The sequence below is a fragment of the Amycolatopsis alkalitolerans genome (assembly GCF_006152065.1).
Classification (GTDB): Bacteria; Actinomycetota; Actinomycetes; order Mycobacteriales; family Pseudonocardiaceae; genus Amycolatopsis_E; species Amycolatopsis_E alkalitolerans.
On the sequence record NZ_VDFW01000027.1, the window covers coordinates 51,292 to 69,549 of the forward strand.

Consider the following 18,258-nt stretch of genomic DNA (forward strand, 5'->3'; position numbering starts at 1 on the left):
GTGCGGTATTCGCGAATCCGGCCGCGGGACAGGCAAACGTTACCGCCGAGTAGCGATGACGGAGGCCCGGAAAGAGACGACGATGGCAGCAGGGACGGCCGGCGGCGGCCGCGCCCTGACATGCGAAGTGACGACTGGCTAGGAGATCCCTTGGCCCCGCGAAACGACCAGGCCGCGCCCGGTGGCGCCCGCACCCCGCAGGCGCCGGCGCGCGTACGCGTCATCCGCGACGGATTGGCCGCCCACCTGCCCGACATCGACCCGGAGGAGACAGCCGAATGGCTGGATTCCTTCGACGAGGCACTCGCCCGTGGCGGGCAGCAGCGCGCCCGCTACCTGATGTTGCGGATCCTGGAACGTGCCCGTGAGCGCAACGTCGGCGTGCCGCCGCTGAGCGCGACGGACTACGTGAACACGATCCCCACCGAGAACGAGCCCTGGTTCCCCGGCGACGAGGAGATCGAGCGCCGCTACCGCGCGTACATCCGGTGGAACGCGGCGATCATGGTGCACCGGGCCCAGCGGCCGGGGGTCGGCGTCGGCGGTCACATCTCCACCTACGCGTCGTCGGCCGCTCTCTACGAGGTCGGCTTCAACCACTTCTTCCGCGGCAAGGACCACTCCGGCGGCGGTGACCAGGTCTTCTTCCAGGGCCACGCCTCCCCCGGCATGTATGCCCGCGCCTTCCTCGAGGGCCGCCTGTCCGAGCGGCAACTCGACGGGTTCCGCCAGGAGTACTCGCACGCGGGCGAGGGCGGCGGCCTGCCGTCGTACCCGCACCCGCGGCTGATGCGGGAGTTCTGGGAGTACCCGACGGTGTCCATGGGCCTCGGCCCGATGAACGCCATCTACCAGGCCCGGTTCAACCGCTACCTGCGTGACCGCGGTCTCCGCGACACCGACGACCAGCACGTATGGGCGTTCCTCGGCGACGGCGAGATGGACGAGGCGGAGTCGCGCGGCCTGATCCACGTGGCCGCCGGGGAGGGCCTGGACAACCTGACCTTCGTCGTCAACTGCAACCTCCAGCGCCTCGACGGCCCGGTCCGCGGCAACGGGAAGATCATCCAGGAGCTCGAGGCCTACTTCCGGGGCGCGGGCTGGAACGTGATCAAGGTGATCTGGGGCCGCGAGTGGGACAAGCTGCTGTCCGCCGACCGCGACGGCGCCCTGGTCAACCTGATGAACGTCACCCCCGACGGCGACTACCAGACCTACAAGGCCAACGACGGCGCGTATGTCCGCGAGCACTTCTTCGGCCGCGACCCGCGCACGAAGGACCTGGTCAAGGACCTGACCGACGCCGAGATCTGGAACCTCAAGCGCGGCGGCCACGACTACCGCAAGGTGTACGCGGCGTACAAGGCGGCGATGGAGCACCACGGCCAGCCGACGGTGATCCTGGCGCACACCATCAAGGGCTACGGCCTCGGCCCGGCGTTCGAGGGCCGCAACGCCACGCACCAGATGAAGAAGCTCACCCTCGACGACCTGAAGCTCTTCCGCGACTCGCAACGCATCCCGATCAGCGACGAGGACCTGGAGCGCGACCCGAAGCTCCCGCCGTACTACCACCCCGGCAAGAACTCGCCGGAGATCGAGTACATGATCGGCCGCCGGCGCGCGCTCGGCGGGTTCCTGCCGGAGCGGCGGGCGAACCGGGCGAAGGCGCTCGTGCTGCCGGGCGACAAGGTGTACGAGGCCGTCCGCAAGGGCTCGGGCAAGCAGGAGGTCGCCACCACGATGGCGTTCGTCCGGCTGGTCCGGGAACTGGCCAAGGACAAGGAGATCGGCTCGCGGCTCGTGCCGATCATCCCGGACGAGGCGCGCACGTTCGGCCTCGACTCGATGTTCCCCACGGCAAAGATCTACAACCCGCACGGCCAGACCTACACCTCGGTGGACGCCAACCTGATGCTGGCGTACAAGGAATCCGAGCACGGCCAGCTGCTGCACGAGGGCATCAACGAGGCCGGTTCGACGGCCTCGTTCACCGCGGTCGGCACGTCCTACGCGACGCACGGCGAGCCGATGATCCCGATCTACATCTTCTACTCGATGTTCGGGTTCCAGCGCACCGGCGACGGCCTGTACGCGGCCGCGGACCAGATGGCGCGCGGGTTCGTGCTCGGCGCGACGGCCGGGCGCACCACGCTGACCGGTGAGGGGCTGCAGCACGCGGACGGGCATTCGCTGCTGCTGGCGCACGGGAACCCGGCGGTGGTCTCCTACGACCCGGCGTGGTCGTTCGAGATCGCGCATATCGTCAAGGCGGGCCTGCACCGGATGTACGGCGAAACGGGCCCGGACGGAAACGGCGAGAACGTCTTCTACTACCTGACGATCTACAACGAGCCCTACCAGCAGCCGGCCGAGCCGGAGAACCTCGACGTGGACGGGCTGCTGCGCGGCCTGTACCGCTACGCCGAAGCGCCCGCCGGGGACGGTCTCCAGGCGCAGATCCTGGTCTCCGGCGTGACGATGCCGGACGCGCTCAAGGCGCAGCGGCTGCTCGCCGAAGAGTGGGGCGTGCGGGCCGCGGTGTGGTCGGCCACGTCGTGGTCGGAGCTGCGCCGGGAGGCCGTCGAGATCGACCGGGAGAACCTGCTGCACCCGGAGGCCGAGCCGCGCGTGCCGTACGTGACGCAGGCCCTCGAGGGCGCGCCGGGGCCGATCGTGGCGGTGTCGGACTGGATGCGCGCGGTACCGGACCTGATCCGCCCGTGGGTGCCGGCCGACATGATCACGCTCGGCACCGACGGGTTCGGTTTCTCCGACACCAGGCCGGCGGCGCGGCGCCACTTCCTGGTGGACGCCGAGTCGATCGTGGTCGCGACGCTGACCGGGCTCGCCCGCCAGGGCAAGCTCGACCAGTCGAAGGTCACCGACGCGACGCGCAGGTACCGGATCGACGACGTGTCCGCCGCCGGGCCACAGCTGTCCGATTCGGGCAACGCATGACGAAGAGGCAGGTGCCGCGGGTCTCGCAGCTACGCGAGATCCTGCGGCCGAAGCCGGTCGTGCTGAACCCGGCCGAACGCAGGCTCGGCAACGCGCACACGATCGCCGACCTGCGCACGATCGCCCGGCTGCGCACGCCGCGCGCGGTGTTCGACTACACCGACGGCGCCGCGGAACTCGAAGACAGCCTGCGCCGCGCGCGCCAGGCGTTCCGCCGGGTCGAGTTCCATCCCAACGTGCTGCGCGGGGTCGCGGACGTGGACACGAGCGTGACGGTGCTCGGGCAGCGCTCGGCGCTGCCGTTCGCGTTCGCGCCCACCGGGTTCACCCGGATGATGCACCATGAGGGCGAGCGCGCGGTCGCCCATGTGGCGCAACGCGAAGGCATCCCCATGGCGCTGTCGACGATGGGCACGACGTCGATCGAGGACGTCGCCGCGACCGCGCCCGACGCGCGGAAATGGTTCCAGCTCTACGTCTGGCGCGACCACGGCGCGGGCAAGGACCTGATGCGGCGGGCGCACGAAGCGGGTTACGACACGCTGCTGCTGACCGTGGACACGCCGGTGGGCGGGGCGCGGATGCGTGACGTGCGCAACGGCCTGACCATCCCGCCGACGCTCACCTTGCGCACTTTCCTCGACGGCGCAACGCATCCGGCGTGGTGGTTCAACCTGCTCACCACCGAACCGCTGCGGTTCGCCTCGCTCGAGTCGTGGAGCGGGACGGTCGCCGAGCTGATCAACACCTTGTTCGACCCGGAGCTGAGCTTCGACGATCTGGACTGGGTGCGCGAAAGCTGGCCGGGAAAGCTTGTGGTGAAAGGGATCCAGAACGCCGACGACGCGCGCGACGTGGTGAAGCACGGTGCGGACGCGGTGGTGCTGTCCAACCACGGCGGCCGCCAGCTCGACCGCGCCCCGACGCCGCTGGAGCTGCTGGCCCCCACGCTGGACGCGCTGAACGGGGACGCCGAGGTCTGGCTCGACACGGGCATCCTGTCGGGCGGTGACATCGTCGCGGCGCTGGCTCAGGGCGCGACGACCTGCCTCGTCGCGCGGGCCTACCTCTACGGCCTGATGGCCGGCGGCGAACGTGGCGTGCAGCGATGCGTGGACATCCTGCGCACGGAGATCGTGCGGACCATGCAGCTGCTGGGCGTGCGCACGATCGGCGCACTGCGGCCCACCCACGCCACCTTGCGCTGAACGACGCTGCGCCATTCAGAGCAGCAATCCCCCGCGGTATCAATCAGTGGAACGCCACGCTTGACGTCCCCGGTACGGCCTCTTGATGATCTGCCACGCACTGCGGAAAACGGATTCCGCATGGTGGAATTGAGGTCGGCATGTTCGTGCAAGAGGTCGCCCCGCTCGCCGGGTCACTCGGCCTGTCGGCGCTTGTCGCGGTCCTTCCCCTCGCGACGGTGCTCGTCCTGCTCGGCGGCGTCCGGATGAGGGCTCACCACGCGGCGCTCCTCGGTCTCCTGGTCGCCCTCGTGGTCGCGATCGCGGTCTACCGGATGCCCATCGGGCAGTCGATCTCCAGCGCGTTCCAGGGCGCCGCGTTCGGGCTCTTCCCGATCATGTGGATCGTCGTCAACGCCTTGTGGATCTACCGGATCACCGTCCGCACGGGCCATTTCGACGTGCTGCGGCGCTCGTTCGGCCGGGTTTCCGACGACCCCCGCATCCAGGGCCTCCTCATCGCGTTCTGCTTCGGCGCGCTGATGGAGGCACTCGCCGGCTTCGGCGCGCCGGTCGCGATCAGCTCGGTCATGCTCGTCGCGCTCGGGTTCACCCCGGTCCGCGCCGCCGTGCTCTCCCTGGTCGCCAACACCGCGCCCGTCGCGTTCGGCGCGATGGGCACGCCGGTGGTGACCCTCGCGCAGGTCTCCGGCATCCCGCTGGACACCGTGTCCTCGATCGTCGGCAGGCAGACCCCGCTCCTGGCGGTGTTCGTGCCGCTGCTGCTCGTGATCATCGTCGACGGCCGGCGCGGGCTGCGGGAAGCGTGGCAGCCCGCGCTCGTGTGCGGGCTCGCGTTCGGTGCCGTCCAGTTCGGTGCTTCGAACTTCGTCTCCCCGCAACTGGCCGACATCGGCGCCGCGCTCGCGGGCGCCGCGGCACTGGTCGCACTGCCGATGACCCGCAAACCGGCCCGCGAGGAGGTGCGCGCCTCCGTCCTCACCGGCGTCGCGACCGAAACCCTCGACCGGCCTGAGGACCGCGGCGAGATCACCCGCGCGTACCTGCCCTACCTGCTCATCATCGTGATCTTCTCGCTCGGCCAGGTGCCGCCGGTCAAGAAGCTGCTGGACTCGGCCACCTGGAAGTTCCACTGGCCGGGCCTGCACGTGGCCGCGTCCAGCGGGAAACCCGTTTCCGGCAACACGTTCTCGCTGCCCTTCCTCAACACCGGCGGCACCCTCGTGCTCGTCGCCGGTGTCCTCACGATGATCGCGCTCCGCGTGTCCGCACGCGACTCCGTGCGGGAATGGGGCGCCACGATCAACGAACTGCGCTTCGCGATCCTGACCGTCATGGGTGTCCTCGCGCTGGCCTATGTGATGAACCTGTCGGGCCAGACCACGACGATCGGCTACTTCATCGCCGGCGCCGGCGCCGGCCTGGCGTTCCTGTCCCCCGTGCTGGGCTGGTTCGGCGTCGCCGTCTCGGGCTCGGACACCTCGGCCAACGCGTTGTTCGGCGCCTTGCAGGTCACCGCCGCCCACCAGGCCGGGCTGTCGGCCGAACTGCTCGCTTCGGCCAACAGTTCCGGCGGCGTGCTCGGCAAGATGATCTCGCCACAGAACCTCAGCATCGCCTGCGCCGCGGCGATGCTGCCCGGCGAGGAAGGCACGCTGTTGCGCAAGGTGCTGCCGTGGAGCCTGGGCATGCTGGCGGTGATGTGCCTGATCGTGGTCGGCCAGAGCACCGTCCTGGCTTGGATGCTGCCCTGACCGATTCGCCAGATCCGCCTCACCGAACGGGTTGACTGACCCGCGTCCGCCGGGCCGAACGGCTCCAGCTCCACCAGCCGTGGATCACCAGCGCCGCGAAGACCACGTAGATCGCCGCGGAGAAGTACAGCCCCGAGGCGATCTGGAGCGGCACGCCGATCGCGTCCACGGCCAGCCAGACGAGCCAGAACTCCACCAGCCCCAGCCCCTGCGTCCCGAACGCGACGAGCGTCCCGACGAAGATCGCGGCATCCGGCCACGGCGCCCACGACGCGTGCAGTGCCTGGAGCACCAGCGCCATCACGACCGTGCCGGCCGCGAACACCCCGGCCAGCGCCAGCCGTTCGGCGAGCCGCCCGGTCCGCACGACCACGCCGTAGACCGGATCCTTCCGGCGCGTCCACGCCCACCAGCCGTACAGCGAGATCACCAGGATCGCGACCTGCCGCGCCGCGAGACCGCCCAGATGCGCGGAGGTGTAGACCGCGAACAGCAACACCGTCGCACCGACCTGCACCGGCCACGTCCACAGCGTGCGGCGCTCGGCGAGGAACACCACCGCGAGCGCGCAGATCTGCCCCGCCAGCTCCGCGATCGAGATCCACTGCCCGAAAACGGTCACACCGTGTTCCAGCAAGAAACTCACACGAACCTCAACCCGAACCCGGCCATCATGATTCCCCACCCTGCGTAGTAATCGATCTCGATGCGCTGATCTGCCCCGCACTTTCGGGTGAGTGGGGTGGCGGACGAAGATCCACAAGGTCCATAGTGGACCTACCGGTGGGGACCGGGGAGATGAGGCCGCTCGGCGGGATCCGCCGGGCGGCCTCCTACATGTTCGCGCCGTGCGCTCCCATCTTGGGCGCGGATCCCGATGATTCTTGGGGGGCCGAGCCCCCCAAACCCCCGCGGTGCGAGTTCCTTCCGTCCCGGCGTGGTTCCGTCGGCGATGACCAACGCCGGTTTCGTTGGGTTTTACACGTACGATCGCGGGTGTCATGACACAGATCAGTGGGCGGCCGGCGCCGAAGCACCATGGGTTGTCCGCGAAGACGTTGCGGAGGCTCGACAGGGCATCGGGACGGCTCGCGTCGGCGAGTGTGGCCGCCATGGAACAACGGCTGCCCTGGTTCAAACGCCTCCCCGCCGACCAGCGCGCCAGCGTCCTCATGATCACCCAGACCGGCGCCGCCGGGTTCGTCGACTGGCTCCGCGATTCCCAGGAAGCCCTCAAGCTCACCAGCGAAGCGTTCCGCAGCGCCCCCCAGGAACTGTCCCGCTGGATCAGCCTCCGCCAGGCCGTCGGCCTGGTCCGCATGGCCATCGAGGTCTTCGAGGAGGAACTCCCCGCCTTCGCCGCCACCGACGCGGAACGGGCGGCGCTCATCGAGGGCATCCTCCGCTACGGCCGCGAGATCGCCTTCGCCACGGCGAACTCCTACGCCGCCGCGGCCGAAGCGCGCGGCGCGTGGGACGCCCGCCTCGAAGCGCTCGTCGTCGACGGGATCGTCCGTGGCGACGCCGAGGAGTCGGTCCTCTCCCGCGCCTCCGCCCTCGGCTGGGATCCCGCCGCGGCGGCCACCGTGCTCGCCGGGCGCCCCTCCTCCGACGACCCGCCGACCGTGGTGTTCGAGGTCCGGCGGCTGGCCGCGCGGCTGGGGCGCCAGGTCCTGCTGAGCGTGCAGGGTTCCCGGCTGGTCGTCGTCGCGGGCGGGCCCGAACGGGACGTCGGCAAGCTTGCGGTCGCCTTCGGGGACGGGCCCGTGGTCGCCGGACCGACCGTGGCAAACCTCGGTGATGCCTACCGCAGCGCGGCCGAAGCGCTCTCCGGACTGCGTGCCGTCGTCGGCTGGCCCGGCGCGCCGCGCCCGGTCCGCTCCGCCGAACTGCTGCCCGAACGCGCCCTGCTCGGCGACGCCGAAGCCGAACGCCTGCTCATCGCGGAGATCGCGCAGCCGCTCGAGAACGCCGGGAGCACGATGCTCAAGACGGTCGAGGCCTACCTCGAAGCGGGCGGAGTGCTCGAGACCTGCGCGAAAGCCCTCTTCGTGCACCCCAACACGGTGCGTTACCGCCTTCGCCGGGCCACCGAACTGACCGGCCGCAACCCGGCCGATCCACGGGACGCGCTGGTCCTGCGCGTGGCCCTGACGGTCGGCCGACTGGCCCGCGCGCGCGGCATCTGGTGACCGAACTCACGTCCCGCACTGCCCGAACCATACAAGACAATCCCGTTCCGGATGCTCGTGCGGCCGGGATGCTTGGAGGGTTCCCACAAATTCGCCGCGCGGACTTGGTGAGCGGCGGCATCCCGACCATGGCCACGGACCGTGTTCCCTGTGAACCGTGACAGCTCTCCTCGCCCCCGGACAGGGGTCTCAGGCCCCTGGCATGTTGTCCCCCTGGCTCGAACGCGACGGCACCCGCGAGAAGCTGCGAAGCTGGTCCGAGCGCGCCGGTCTCGACCTGGTGCACCTGGGCACCGAGGCGGACGCCGACACGATCCAGGACACCGCCATCGCGCAGCCGCTCATCGTCGCGCTGTCGCTGCTGGCCTTCGAGGAGCTGAAAGACGTCCCGCCCGGCGCGCCGGTCGCCGGGCACTCGGTCGGTGAACTGGCCGCCGCCGCCATCGCCGGGGTGCTCTCGGCCGAGGACGCCGTCGCGCTCGCCGCGGTCCGCGGCGCCGAGATGGCCAAGGCGTGCGCGGCCGAGCCGACCAGCATGGCCGCCGTCATGCTCGGCGAGCCCGAGCAGGTCGTCGCCTGGCTCGCGGGCAACGGGCTGACCGCCGCGAACCGCAACGGCGCCGGCCAGATCGTCGCCTCGGGCGCCGCCGCCGCGATCGAGCGCATCGTCGCCGAACCCCTGGAAGGCACGAAGGTGCGCGCGCTGAAGGTCGCGGGCGCCTTCCACACCGAGTACATGGCCCCGGCCGAAGACGCGCTGCGCCAGCACGCCGCGTCGATCACCCCGGCCGACCCCGCCCGCCCGCTGCTGTCCAACGCCGACGGCGCGGTCGTCACCAGCGGAGCCGAGTACCTCGAACGCCTGGTCAAGCAGGTCACCCGGCCCGTGCGCTGGGATCTGACGATGGACGGCCTCGTGGGCCTCGGCGTGACCTCGACCGTCGAACTGCCGCCGGCGGGCACGCTCACCGGGCTGGTCAAGCGCCAGCTCAAGGGTACGGTCACCACCACTGTCGCGTTGAAGACCCCGGCGGACCTGCCGGGCGCCGAGGAGGTCCTGTGACGACATTGCGCCTGAAGCAGGGCCCCGCCGCGAGCCGTGTCCTGGGGATCGGCAGCTACCAGCCCGAGCGGATCGTCACCAACGACGACCTGTCCGAGGTCATGGACACCAACGACCAGTGGATCCGCGACCGCGTCGGCATCATCGAGCGCCGGTTCGCCGAGAAGGACGAGCTGCTGGTCGACATGGCCGTCAAGGCGGGCACCAACGCCCTCGCCGACGCCGCCCTCCAGCCGTCCGAAATAGACACCGTGATCGTGCCGAACTGCACGATGCCCTCGCCGATCCCGAACGCCGCCGCGCAGGTGGCCGACCGGATCGGGATCAAGGCGCCCGGTGCCTTCGACGTCAACGCCGCGTGCGCCGGGTTCTGCTACGGCCTCGGTATCGCCTCGGACCTGATCCGCTCCGGTTCCGCGGGCAAGGTGCTGGTGATCGGCGCCGAGAAGCTCACCGACGTGGTGGATCCGCAGGACCGCTCGACCGCGATCATCTTCGCCGACGGCGCGGGTGCCGCGGTGGTCGGCCCGTCCGGCGAGCCGGCCATCGGGCCGGTGGCCTGGGGCAGCGCGGGCGACCTGGTGGAGACGATCTACATGCGGGACCACCGGTACCTCTTCCAGGAGGGCCAGGCGGTCTTCCGGTGGGCGACCACGCGGATCGCGCCGATCGCACTCCAGGCGCTGGAGCTGGCCGGGGTCGCGCCGTCCGAAGTGGACGTGCTGATCCCGCACCAGGCCAACCTGCGCATCGTCGAGGCGATCGCGAAGAAGCTGCGCGCCCAGGGCGCCCGCGAGGACATGGTGGTCGCCGACGACATCAGGTACTCGGGCAACACGTCCTCGGCGTCGATCCCGCTGGCGCTGGACCACATGCGCAAGGCGGGCACCGTCAAGCGCGGCGATGTCGTGCTCATGGTGGGATTCGGTGCGGGACTGTCCTATGCCGGACAGGTCATCATCTGCCCGTGATACCACTTACCCCGGCGGGCACCCGCTCGCCGGGGTGAAAGACCCCGAAAACCAGGAAAGGGAAACCAGCAGTGGCGGACAAAGAAGAGATCCTCGCCGGCCTCGCGGAAATCGTCGAAGAGGTCGCCGGTGTGGCGCAGGACGACGTGAGCTCGGAGAAGTCGTTCGTGGACGACCTGGACATCGACTCGCTTTCGATGGTCGAGATCGCCGTGCAGGCCGAGGACAAGTTCGGGGTGAAGATCCCCGACGACGAGCTCGCCAACCTCAAGACCGTCGGTGACGCCGTGGACTACGTCGCGGCGAACTCGAAGTAAGCATTCTCTGAACACGATTCCTCGGGAGACTCCACATGAGCAACATCGACGTCGTGATCACCGGGCTGGGTGCGACCACGCCGCTCGGCGGGGACGTCGCGTCCACCTGGGACGGCCTGCTCGCCGGCCGGAGCGGTATCCGCCGTATCGAGGCCGACTGGGTCGAGAAGTTCGATCTGCCGGTGAAGATCGGTGCAACTCTCGCCGAGGAACCGACAGAGACGCTTCCGCGCGTGCAGGCGCGCAGGCTGGACCGGTGCGAGCAGATCGCTCTCATCGCGGCGCGGCAGGCATGGGCGGACGCCGGGTTCGGTGCACCGACGGACGAGCACAGCGATGTCGAGCCCGAGCGGCTCGGCGTGTCCATCGGCACGGGCATCGGCGGCCCGCTCACCCTGCTCGCACAGGACGATCTGCTGGAGGAGTACGGCATCCGCAAGGTGTCGCCGCTGACCGTGCCGATGCTCATGCCCAACGGTCCCGCCGCGCACGTCGGCATCGACCTGAAGGCCCGCGCCGGAGTGCACTCGCCCGCGTCGGCGTGTGCCTCCGGCGCGGAGGGCATCGCGAACGGCTTCCAGATGATCCAGAACGGCCGGGCCGACGTGGTGATCGCGGGCGGTACGGAGGCCTGCATCCACCCGATCACCGTCGCGGGGTTCGCGCAGGCGCGGACGGTGTCCACGAACAACGACGACCCGGCGCACGCGTCGCGCCCGTTCGACACCGCCCGGGACGGGTTCGTGCTCGGCGAGGGTTCGGGCGTGGTGATCCTCGAGCGCGCGGACCGGGCGAAGGCGCGGGGCGCGAAGATCTACGGCCGGCTCGCCGGGTACGGGATCACCTCCGACGCGCACCACATCACCGGCAACCACCCGGAGGGCATCGGCCAGATCGCGGCGATGACCAACGCGATCCGGATGGCCGGGCTGACCAGCGCGGACATCCAGCACGTCAACGCGCACGCGACCGCGACGGTGGTCGGCGACGTCGGTGAGGCCAAGGCGATCCGCAAGGCGATCGGCTCGCACGCGGTGGTGACGGCTCCGAAGGGCGCGCTCGGCCACCTCGTCGGCGGGGCGGGTGCGGTCGAGGGCATCGCGACGCTGCTGTCGATCTATCACGGCATCGTGCCGGCGACGCTGAACCTGGAGAACCTCGACCCGAAGGTCGAGCTCGACGTGGTGTCCGGCGAGCCGCGCAAGGGTGACTACACCGCGGCCATCAGCAACTCGTTCGGCTTCGGCGGCCACAACACCGCACTGCTGTTCACGGCGGCGTGAGGTCCGTGCTGTGCGGCGGCCGGCTCCTTCGGGGGCCGTCCGCCGCCGTCAGCATTTGGTGGCCTCGGGGGTGGTGTAGCCGGCGACGTTGTCGATCCGCCAGTTGCCCGACTCCAGCGTGACCGGCAGCGTCAGCTTCCAGTGCACGCACGAGGAACCCGGCAGCGCGTCGGGTGCGTCGAGGGGGTCCTGGACGCTGGTGAAACCCAGCAGCACGCGCAGGTCCTCATCGGACGCCGCGTCGATCCGGTAGACCAGCGGGCTGCCGTCCTTCGTGGACCGGTAGTCGTGCAGCCAGGCCGGCCGCGACTTCGCCTGGATCCGGGCTTTCGTGACGGTGGTCCGCCACGCGTCGTAGTCGCGGTTGTTGATCGAGTCGAAGTAACGCTGCAGCAGCCGCCGGACGTCCTCGTGCAGGGGGTGCGCGGCGGCGTCGGGAGTCAGCTCCACGGTGCCGGGGCCGGGCTGCTGCCCCGGCGGGCGGGCGGTGGAGCTGGGCAGGGCGAGGATCGCGTCCTGCTGGACGTCCGGTGTGCGGTAGACCTCCCTGGCCAGCAGCCCGCCACCGACCATGAGGGAAACGACCACGACGACGACGGGCAGCAGCCAGCGGTGAGGGCTCGGCGAGACCGGCACAGCTGACACATCGGCAGCCTACTGCCCCCGGTTAACTCACGCTCCGCAACCGTCGAACTCGCCGTCCCAACCGTCAGCCGACGCGGTGGAGCCAGGTGACGGGGGCGCCGTCGCCGGCGTAGCGGAAGGGCTCGAGGGCTTCGTCCCAGTTGGCGGCCAGCAACTCGTCCACGCGGTGCGCGAACGCCTCGCCCGCCCGCGCCTGGCTCACCAGCGCGCGCAGCTGATCCTCCCCGACCACGATGTCGCCGTTGGCGCTGGTCCGCCCGTGCCACAGGCCGAGCCCGGGCGCGAAACAGTACCGCTCGCCGTCGACGCCGGGACTGGGATCCTCCGTGACCTCGAAGCGCAGCATCGGCCACGCCTTCAGCCCGGCGGCCAGCTTCCCTGCCGTGCCGGCGGGCGCGCTCCAGGTGCATTCCGCGCGGAGCTGCCCAGGGGCGGCGGGCTGCGCCGTCCACTGCAGATCCACTCGGGTCCCGAGGGTGCCCGAAATCGCCCACTCGACGTGCGGGCACACCGCAGACGGCGACGAGTGGACGTACACCACACCACGGGTGTTTCCACGGGTGCTCACTGCTGACCTCCGCTACTCGACGAGGGGCGTCTTCCCCTACGACCTCGCGAGCCTCGGCGGCCTGCACCTCATGGCGTGGCTGACCACATTGTGCACTGCGATCACCTGTTTGGCCACAGGAACCTCACCCATCACAGGAATCCCACTGCCGTGAGGGGCCCCCTCACAGCCGGAAAGGGCATGAGGGGGTCCTTCACGGCAAGGACTATCCGGCCGCGCCGAGGGAGCGGGCGGCGGCGACGGTGTCGACGAGCCCGGTTCCCTTGTCGTAGCTGGAAGTGTAGGGTCCGACGCTCTTGTACGGTGCCCCGTTCGAGTACTTGTACGCGGTCGACTTGATCGCGTTCTCGATCTGGCCGGGGGTCGCGCCCGGATCGGCCTGGAACAGCTGCGCGACGATCCCGGTGATCTGCGGAGTCGCCATCGAGGTCCCGCTGATCACGTTGTACGTCCCGATGTCCAGCGGGCCGGGGCCGTTCTCCGGCTGCAGCCCCTGCGCGCAGATGGCCAGGTACGGCCGGCACGAGGACAGGATGTTCTCGCCGGGCGCGGACACGTCGGGCCAGGTCGACGAGTCGCTCGCCAGGCCACGCGAGGAGAAGTCCGACACCGTCCCGTCGCGGGTGCCGGTGCCCTGGTCGTTGTAGGACGCCACCGAGATGATGCCGGGCGTCGGGTCCTGGCCGGGCGGGTTGGACAGATCCTTCGAGCCGTCGCCGCCGTCGTTCCCGTTGGCCCACACCGTGACCACGCCCTCCTTGGCGAGCGCGCGCTGCAACTGGACCGTCGCCGAGTTCGGGTCGAAGCTGCCGCCACCGCTGGGACCGTAGGAGTTGTTGATCACCTTGATCGGCGGGCAGACCGACGCCGGCACACCCGCGCCGCACGGCGCGTTGTGGTTCTCCAGCACCCAGTTGAGCGCCGCGTCCGTACCGAGCACGAGGATGGCGAGCCCGGTGGAAATCGCGACGATCTTGGAACCCGGCGCGGAGCCGCCGACCTTCGAGCCGTTCGGCAGCGTGTACGCGTTGCCCGCGGCGATCCCGGCGACGTGCGTGCCGTGCCCGCCCAGCGACGTGGTGTCCGTGTCGACCGACGTCGGCACGTTGACGATGCATGAGGTATCCGTGCCGTTGGAGCACAGGCTCTTCATGCTGCGCACGACGCGGGTCTGGCCGTTCGACTGGAACGCCGGATGCGTCGGATCGATCCCGGTGTCGATGATCGCGATCGACACGCCGCTGCCGTCGAGGGCCTTGCCGTTGGCGCCGGTGAGCGTCGTACGCGCCTCGGCGCTCCGGGTCGCCGTCGTGCCGCTGTCGGCATGAGTGACGAGCGGGTCGTTGTTCTCCACGTAGGTGACCCCCGCCATCCGGCGGGCCGAGCGCACCTGCGCGGCCGAGCCCTTGGCGGCGACCACGCCGATCTTGGCGAACTTGGTGATCTCGGTGAGCCCGGCCTGCTTGACGGCGCGCTCGGCGACGGCGACATTCTTCGCGTGCACCATCGTGGTCAGCTGGGTGGACGTGGAGACCTTGCCCAGCAAGGTGCCCAGGGTCCGGGATACCGGGGCGAGCGGTCCGGCCGCGTCGGCGGCCGGGGCTAGGGCGATCATCGGCAGGACGAGCACGGCGGCGATCACTGACGATCGTTTCCACCGTGTGGTGCGCAGGCGCATCGGCAACTCCTCGGTTGAACGGCAGCAGGCGAAACCTACTAACGAGTTACACACGGAAGAGTGACGATGGTCACCGATAATGACGTCTGGCGGAGGTACGCAAGGGAATTTCACACTGCTGGTCCAACCAGCGGTAACCGCGCGCTAGCGTATGCACCCAGCAGGCACGGTCAGGGGAGGTTCAGGTGCGGCTAGTCCGCCTCGGGCACCAGCCGTCTCGCGTCGCCGATGACATCCGCGCGGCACTGGCCTCACTCGGCCGGGGCGCGACCGTGGTCGGCGGCGTCGCGCTCGTCGGGGCGCGGCCGATCCCGTCCGTCCGCAGCGTCGACGCGGTGGTCGTCCTGCCACGCGGGGTGCTGATCGTGCTCGGCGTCGATCTGCCGGACCCGACGATGCGGCTCGAAGCCCCCCTCGACGGCCCGTGGAAGGCGGACGGGTGGGCCCTGCCGGCGCCGAACAAGGAGGTCAACCCGGCGGCGCCGAAACTCGCGCTCGCCGAGGTGATCGGCAAGCAGCTGCGCCCGAAGGTGCCCGCCGCACTGCCCATCGGCACGATCATCGCGGTGGGCCCGTTCGTCGACCAGGTCGATCAGCCGCCCGCCGACGTCGCCGGCTCGGTGCGGGTCCTGCATCCGACGGCGACCCACATGCTCGCGGCGGCCGTGTCACTGTCCACCGCGCCCGAGCCATGCTCGGTCGAGGAGGCGCACGCCCTGCTGAAAACGCTTGCGCCGGAAGCCCCACCGCTGTCCGGCGACGAACTCGCGGCGGAGGGCTTCAGCCAGAAGCCCTCCGAGATCGCCGAACGGCTCGAACCCGAAACGACCGAGAAGATGGCCCCGCCGCAGCCGCCGGAGCCGTCGCCCCGGACGCCGCCGCCACTGGCGCCCATCGAGGTCACCACGCCGGTCCCCCGCATCACCGCGGCGGTGCCGGTGCGCGCGCCGGCCGCCACGAAACCGCGAACCGTGCGGTGGCTGCCGCTCGCCGCGATCGGCCTGCTCGCGGTGTTGCTGACGACGGCGATCGTGCTCGCGACGACGGGTGGCGGGGCGCCGGAAAGCGCGCCCCCGCCGCCGACCCAGCTCGTCGACGGCATCGCGTTCATCCAGCGGGCCGGGGCGAGCGACAACCAGTGCGCCGCGCACGCGGTCGGCGATCTGCAGGCGAGCCTGCAGAAGACGCCGTGCCTGACGATGCGGCGCGCGAGTTTCGAAGCCACCGTCGACGGCAGGCCGGTGGCGGTGTCGGTCGCGGTCATCACGTTCCGAGACTCCGCCGCCGCGTCCGCGTTCAAGAAGGACGCGGACACCCCGGGCGGCGGGAGCATCTCCGATCTCGCCGGGGAAACGGGCAAGTGGCCGAGCACTCCGCATTTCGACGGCACGGCGGCCTATGTCAGTTCGGTGCGCGGGACCGAGGTGCGGCTCGCGCTGGCGGCCTGGTTCGACCAGGCCTCCACGGCGGACGACCCGGCCCTGCTCCAGGCCGCCCGCGCGGGCTCGACGGCCAAGATCTCGCTATAGCCCGTAGGTCTCCAGCAGGCGCAGCCACACCTCGCTGATCGTCGGGAACGCCGGAACGGCATGCCACAAGCGGCTCAGCGGCACCTCGCCCACGACAGCGATCGTCGCGGAGTGCAGGAGGTCGGCGACGTCCTGGCCGACGAAGGTGACACCGGCGAGCACCTCGCGTTCGGTGTCGACCACCATCCGGGCCTTCCCCCGGTAACCGTCCGCGTGCAGCGACGAACCCGCCACCGCGATGTCGATGTCCACCGCCCGGTGCGGCTTGCCGTCCTGCGGTTCGGCCAGCCCCACCGAAGCCACCTCCGGATCGGTGAACACGACCTGCGGGACCGCGTAATGGTCCGCCGTGCTCGCATACCGGCTCCACGGCGCCGCGCCGACCTGCTCGCCGGCGGCCCTCGCCGCGACCACGTCACCCACCACGCGCGCGGCGTACTTGCCCTGGTGGGTCAGCAGCGCCCGCCCCGTCACGTCACCGGCCGCATACAGCCAGCCACCGTCCACATCGGATACCTGCCCGCTGTCGTCCACGGTCAGCGGCGAGCCGGGCGCGAGCCCGATCGACTCCAGGCCGAGCCCATCGGTCGCCGGGCGCCGCCCCGTCGCGACGAGCAGCTTGTCCACGGTCAGCGTGCCGCCGCCCGGCAGCTCCAGCACGGCCGAACCGTCCACTTGGGAGGCCCGGACCAGACCGGAATTCGTGTGCACTCGCACGCCGTCGGCGACCAGCCCTTCGGCCACGAGGTCGCCCGCGAAGTCCGGATACTTCGGCAAGGGGCGCGCGCCGGTGATGATCAGCTCCACCCGCGTGCCGAACCGGGCCCATACCTGCGCCATCTCGACGCCGACGACCCCGCCGCCGAGAATCGCGAGCCGCCGCGGCACCTCGCTCGCCGAGGTCGCCTCCCGCGAGCCCCATACCGGGATCTCGCCGAGACCCGGGATGTCCGGGGTCCTCGGCACGCTCCCGGCGCACACGACGACGGCGTGCGTCGCGCGCAACACGACCTCATCGTCCACTGTGACCTCTCGCTCACCGGTGATCCGGGCGTGCCCGCGACGGACGTCGATACCCGCGCCGCGCGCCCAGTCAACCTGACCCGAATCGTCGCCCTTGGCGGTGAAGGAGTCCCGGCGTTCGAACACCGCGGCCGCGTCGAGCGCGTCGCCGACCGGAACGCCGGGCAGCCGCCGCGCGGCCGCGAGCGCGTTTCCCGGGCGCAACAAGGCTTTGCTCGGGATGCAGGCCCAGTAGGAACACTCGCCGCCGAATCGTTCGTGGTCCACGAGCGCCGTCTTGAGCCCGCCGCGCACGGCCCGGTCGGCCGCGTTCTCCCCCACGGGACCGGCGCCGATCACCACCACGTCGAAAGTCTCTTCCATCATGGGCTCAGCGCACACCAGGCAAGCGCGGCACGCAAGCGGGGAGAGGTATTCTCACCGCAGCATTCGAGTACGGGAGGTTTCGGTGGCCAAGAACACCGCGGTGCAGTTACTGGACGACCTGAACGGCGAGCCGGCCCAGGAGCAGGTCCGGTTCGGCCTTGACGGTGTCGATTACGACATCGATCTCTCCGACGAAAACGCGGAAGGCCTGCGGGAGATCCTGGCGCCGTACGTGGAGAACGGCCGGCGCACCGGCGGCCGCAAGCGCCGGCCGCGCCGCCTCGCGCCGCCCACCCGTGGCCGGCGGAAGCCCGCCGCTTCCCGTGCCGCGGCGAAAACCGCGGAACCGGCGAAGGCTCCGGCGTCCCGGAAGCGGGCCACCACCAAAACCGCGGCGACCGCGAAGAAAGCCGCTCCCGCGAAATCCACCGCGAGCAAGGCCACGAAGCCCGCCGCGAAGCCCGCAGCGAAGAAAACGACGGCGAAGAAGGCGGCGCCCGCCAAGACCACGGCCGCGAAATCGAGCACCCGGAAACCGGCGCGCGCCACCTCTTCTTCGAAGACCAGTGCCGCCGCGAAGACCACCGCCTCGAAGGCGACCGCGAAAAAGCCAGCCGCGAAGAAGGCGAGCACCGAAAAGGCTCCGCGCCGGGCCACCCGCAAGGCCCCGCCGGTGGTCTTCTCCAGCCCAGACGAGTAG

The 18,258-nt window shown here is 70.5% G+C and carries 15 protein-coding genes; 10 read left to right on the top strand and 5 right to left on the bottom strand.

Features of this window, described 5'->3' with window-relative positions:
* Positions 1–150 precede the first annotated feature (150 nt).
* The 3 genes from aceE (at position 151) to FG385_RS25575 (ending at position 5,923) form a co-directional block, all read left to right on the top strand.
* Entirely contained in the window at positions 151–2,961 is a 2,811-nt protein-coding gene (gene aceE / locus FG385_RS25565; protein ID WP_139099337.1) for a pyruvate dehydrogenase (acetyl-transferring), homodimeric type, read from the top strand.
* Positions 2,958–4,169, top strand: coding sequence for an alpha-hydroxy acid oxidase (locus tag FG385_RS25570; protein WP_139099338.1), 1,212 nt, complete (start codon positions 2,958–2,960; stop codon positions 4,167–4,169). The genes aceE and FG385_RS25570 overlap by 4 nt, the downstream gene beginning before the upstream one ends.
* Before the next feature lie 140 nt (positions 4,170–4,309).
* Positions 4,310–5,923, top strand: coding sequence for an L-lactate permease (locus tag FG385_RS25575; protein ID WP_139099339.1), 1,614 nt, complete (start codon positions 4,310–4,312; stop codon positions 5,921–5,923).
* Positions 5,924–5,942: 19 nt separating this feature from the next.
* On the opposite strand, the gene FG385_RS25580 is transcribed toward FG385_RS25575, so the two are convergent.
* Positions 5,943–6,569: a nicotinamide mononucleotide transporter family protein gene (locus FG385_RS25580; RefSeq protein ID WP_139099340.1), complete on the bottom strand. Its 627-nt coding sequence runs from the start codon at positions 6,567–6,569 to the stop codon at positions 5,943–5,945.
* A gap of 355 nt (positions 6,570–6,924) precedes the next feature.
* Between FG385_RS25580 and FG385_RS25585 the strand changes: the two genes are divergently transcribed.
* From FG385_RS25585 to FG385_RS25605, 5 genes are all read left to right on the top strand, one after another.
* A complete protein-coding gene (locus tag FG385_RS25585; RefSeq protein ID WP_139099341.1) occupies positions 6,925–8,115 on the top strand; it encodes a PucR family transcriptional regulator in 1,191 nt (396 codons plus the stop codon).
* Positions 8,116–8,272: 157 nt separating this feature from the next.
* Positions 8,273–9,178, top strand: coding sequence for an ACP S-malonyltransferase (locus FG385_RS25590; protein ID WP_200834645.1), 906 nt, complete (start codon positions 8,273–8,275; stop codon positions 9,176–9,178).
* Positions 9,175–10,149, top strand: coding sequence for a beta-ketoacyl-ACP synthase III (locus FG385_RS25595; RefSeq protein ID WP_139099343.1), 975 nt, complete (start codon positions 9,175–9,177; stop codon positions 10,147–10,149). Before FG385_RS25590 ends, FG385_RS25595 begins: the two co-directional genes overlap by 4 nt.
* Before the next feature lie 71 nt (positions 10,150–10,220).
* Complete coding sequence (locus tag FG385_RS25600; RefSeq protein ID WP_139099344.1) at positions 10,221–10,466, top strand: acyl carrier protein; 246 nt, start codon at positions 10,221–10,223, stop codon at positions 10,464–10,466.
* Between the two features lie 35 nt (positions 10,467–10,501).
* A complete protein-coding gene (locus FG385_RS25605; protein ID WP_139099345.1) occupies positions 10,502–11,749 on the top strand; it encodes a beta-ketoacyl-[acyl-carrier-protein] synthase family protein in 1,248 nt (415 codons plus the stop codon).
* Positions 11,750–11,797: 48 nt separating this feature from the next.
* Here FG385_RS25605 and FG385_RS25610 read toward each other — a convergent pair whose 3' ends face one another.
* From FG385_RS25610 to FG385_RS25620, 3 genes are all read right to left on the bottom strand, one after another.
* Positions 11,798–12,394: a hypothetical protein gene (locus FG385_RS25610; RefSeq protein ID WP_235022790.1), complete on the bottom strand. Its 597-nt coding sequence runs from the start codon at positions 12,392–12,394 to the stop codon at positions 11,798–11,800.
* Between the two features lie 64 nt (positions 12,395–12,458).
* Positions 12,459–12,962: a DUF3145 domain-containing protein gene (locus FG385_RS25615; protein ID WP_139099346.1), complete on the bottom strand. Its 504-nt coding sequence runs from the start codon at positions 12,960–12,962 to the stop codon at positions 12,459–12,461.
* Positions 12,963–13,167: 205 nt separating this feature from the next.
* The gene (locus FG385_RS25620) at positions 13,168–14,640 is read right to left on the bottom strand and encodes a S8 family peptidase (RefSeq protein WP_139099347.1); all 1,473 of its coding nucleotides are present in this window, start codon (positions 14,638–14,640) and stop codon (positions 13,168–13,170) included.
* Positions 14,641–14,825: 185 nt separating this feature from the next.
* Between FG385_RS25620 and FG385_RS25625 the strand changes: the two genes are divergently transcribed.
* Positions 14,826–16,169, top strand: coding sequence for a hypothetical protein (locus tag FG385_RS25625; protein WP_139099348.1), 1,344 nt, complete (start codon positions 14,826–14,828; stop codon positions 16,167–16,169).
* Here FG385_RS25625 and FG385_RS25630 read toward each other — a convergent pair.
* Positions 16,164–17,558, bottom strand: coding sequence for a dihydrolipoyl dehydrogenase family protein (locus FG385_RS25630; RefSeq protein WP_139099349.1), 1,395 nt, complete (start codon positions 17,556–17,558; stop codon positions 16,164–16,166). The genes FG385_RS25625 and FG385_RS25630 overlap by 6 nt on opposite strands.
* A gap of 82 nt (positions 17,559–17,640) precedes the next feature.
* Between FG385_RS25630 and FG385_RS25635 the strand changes: the two genes are divergently transcribed.
* Complete coding sequence (locus tag FG385_RS25635; RefSeq protein WP_139099350.1) at positions 17,641–18,258, top strand: Lsr2 dimerization domain-containing protein; 618 nt, start codon at positions 17,641–17,643, stop codon at positions 18,256–18,258.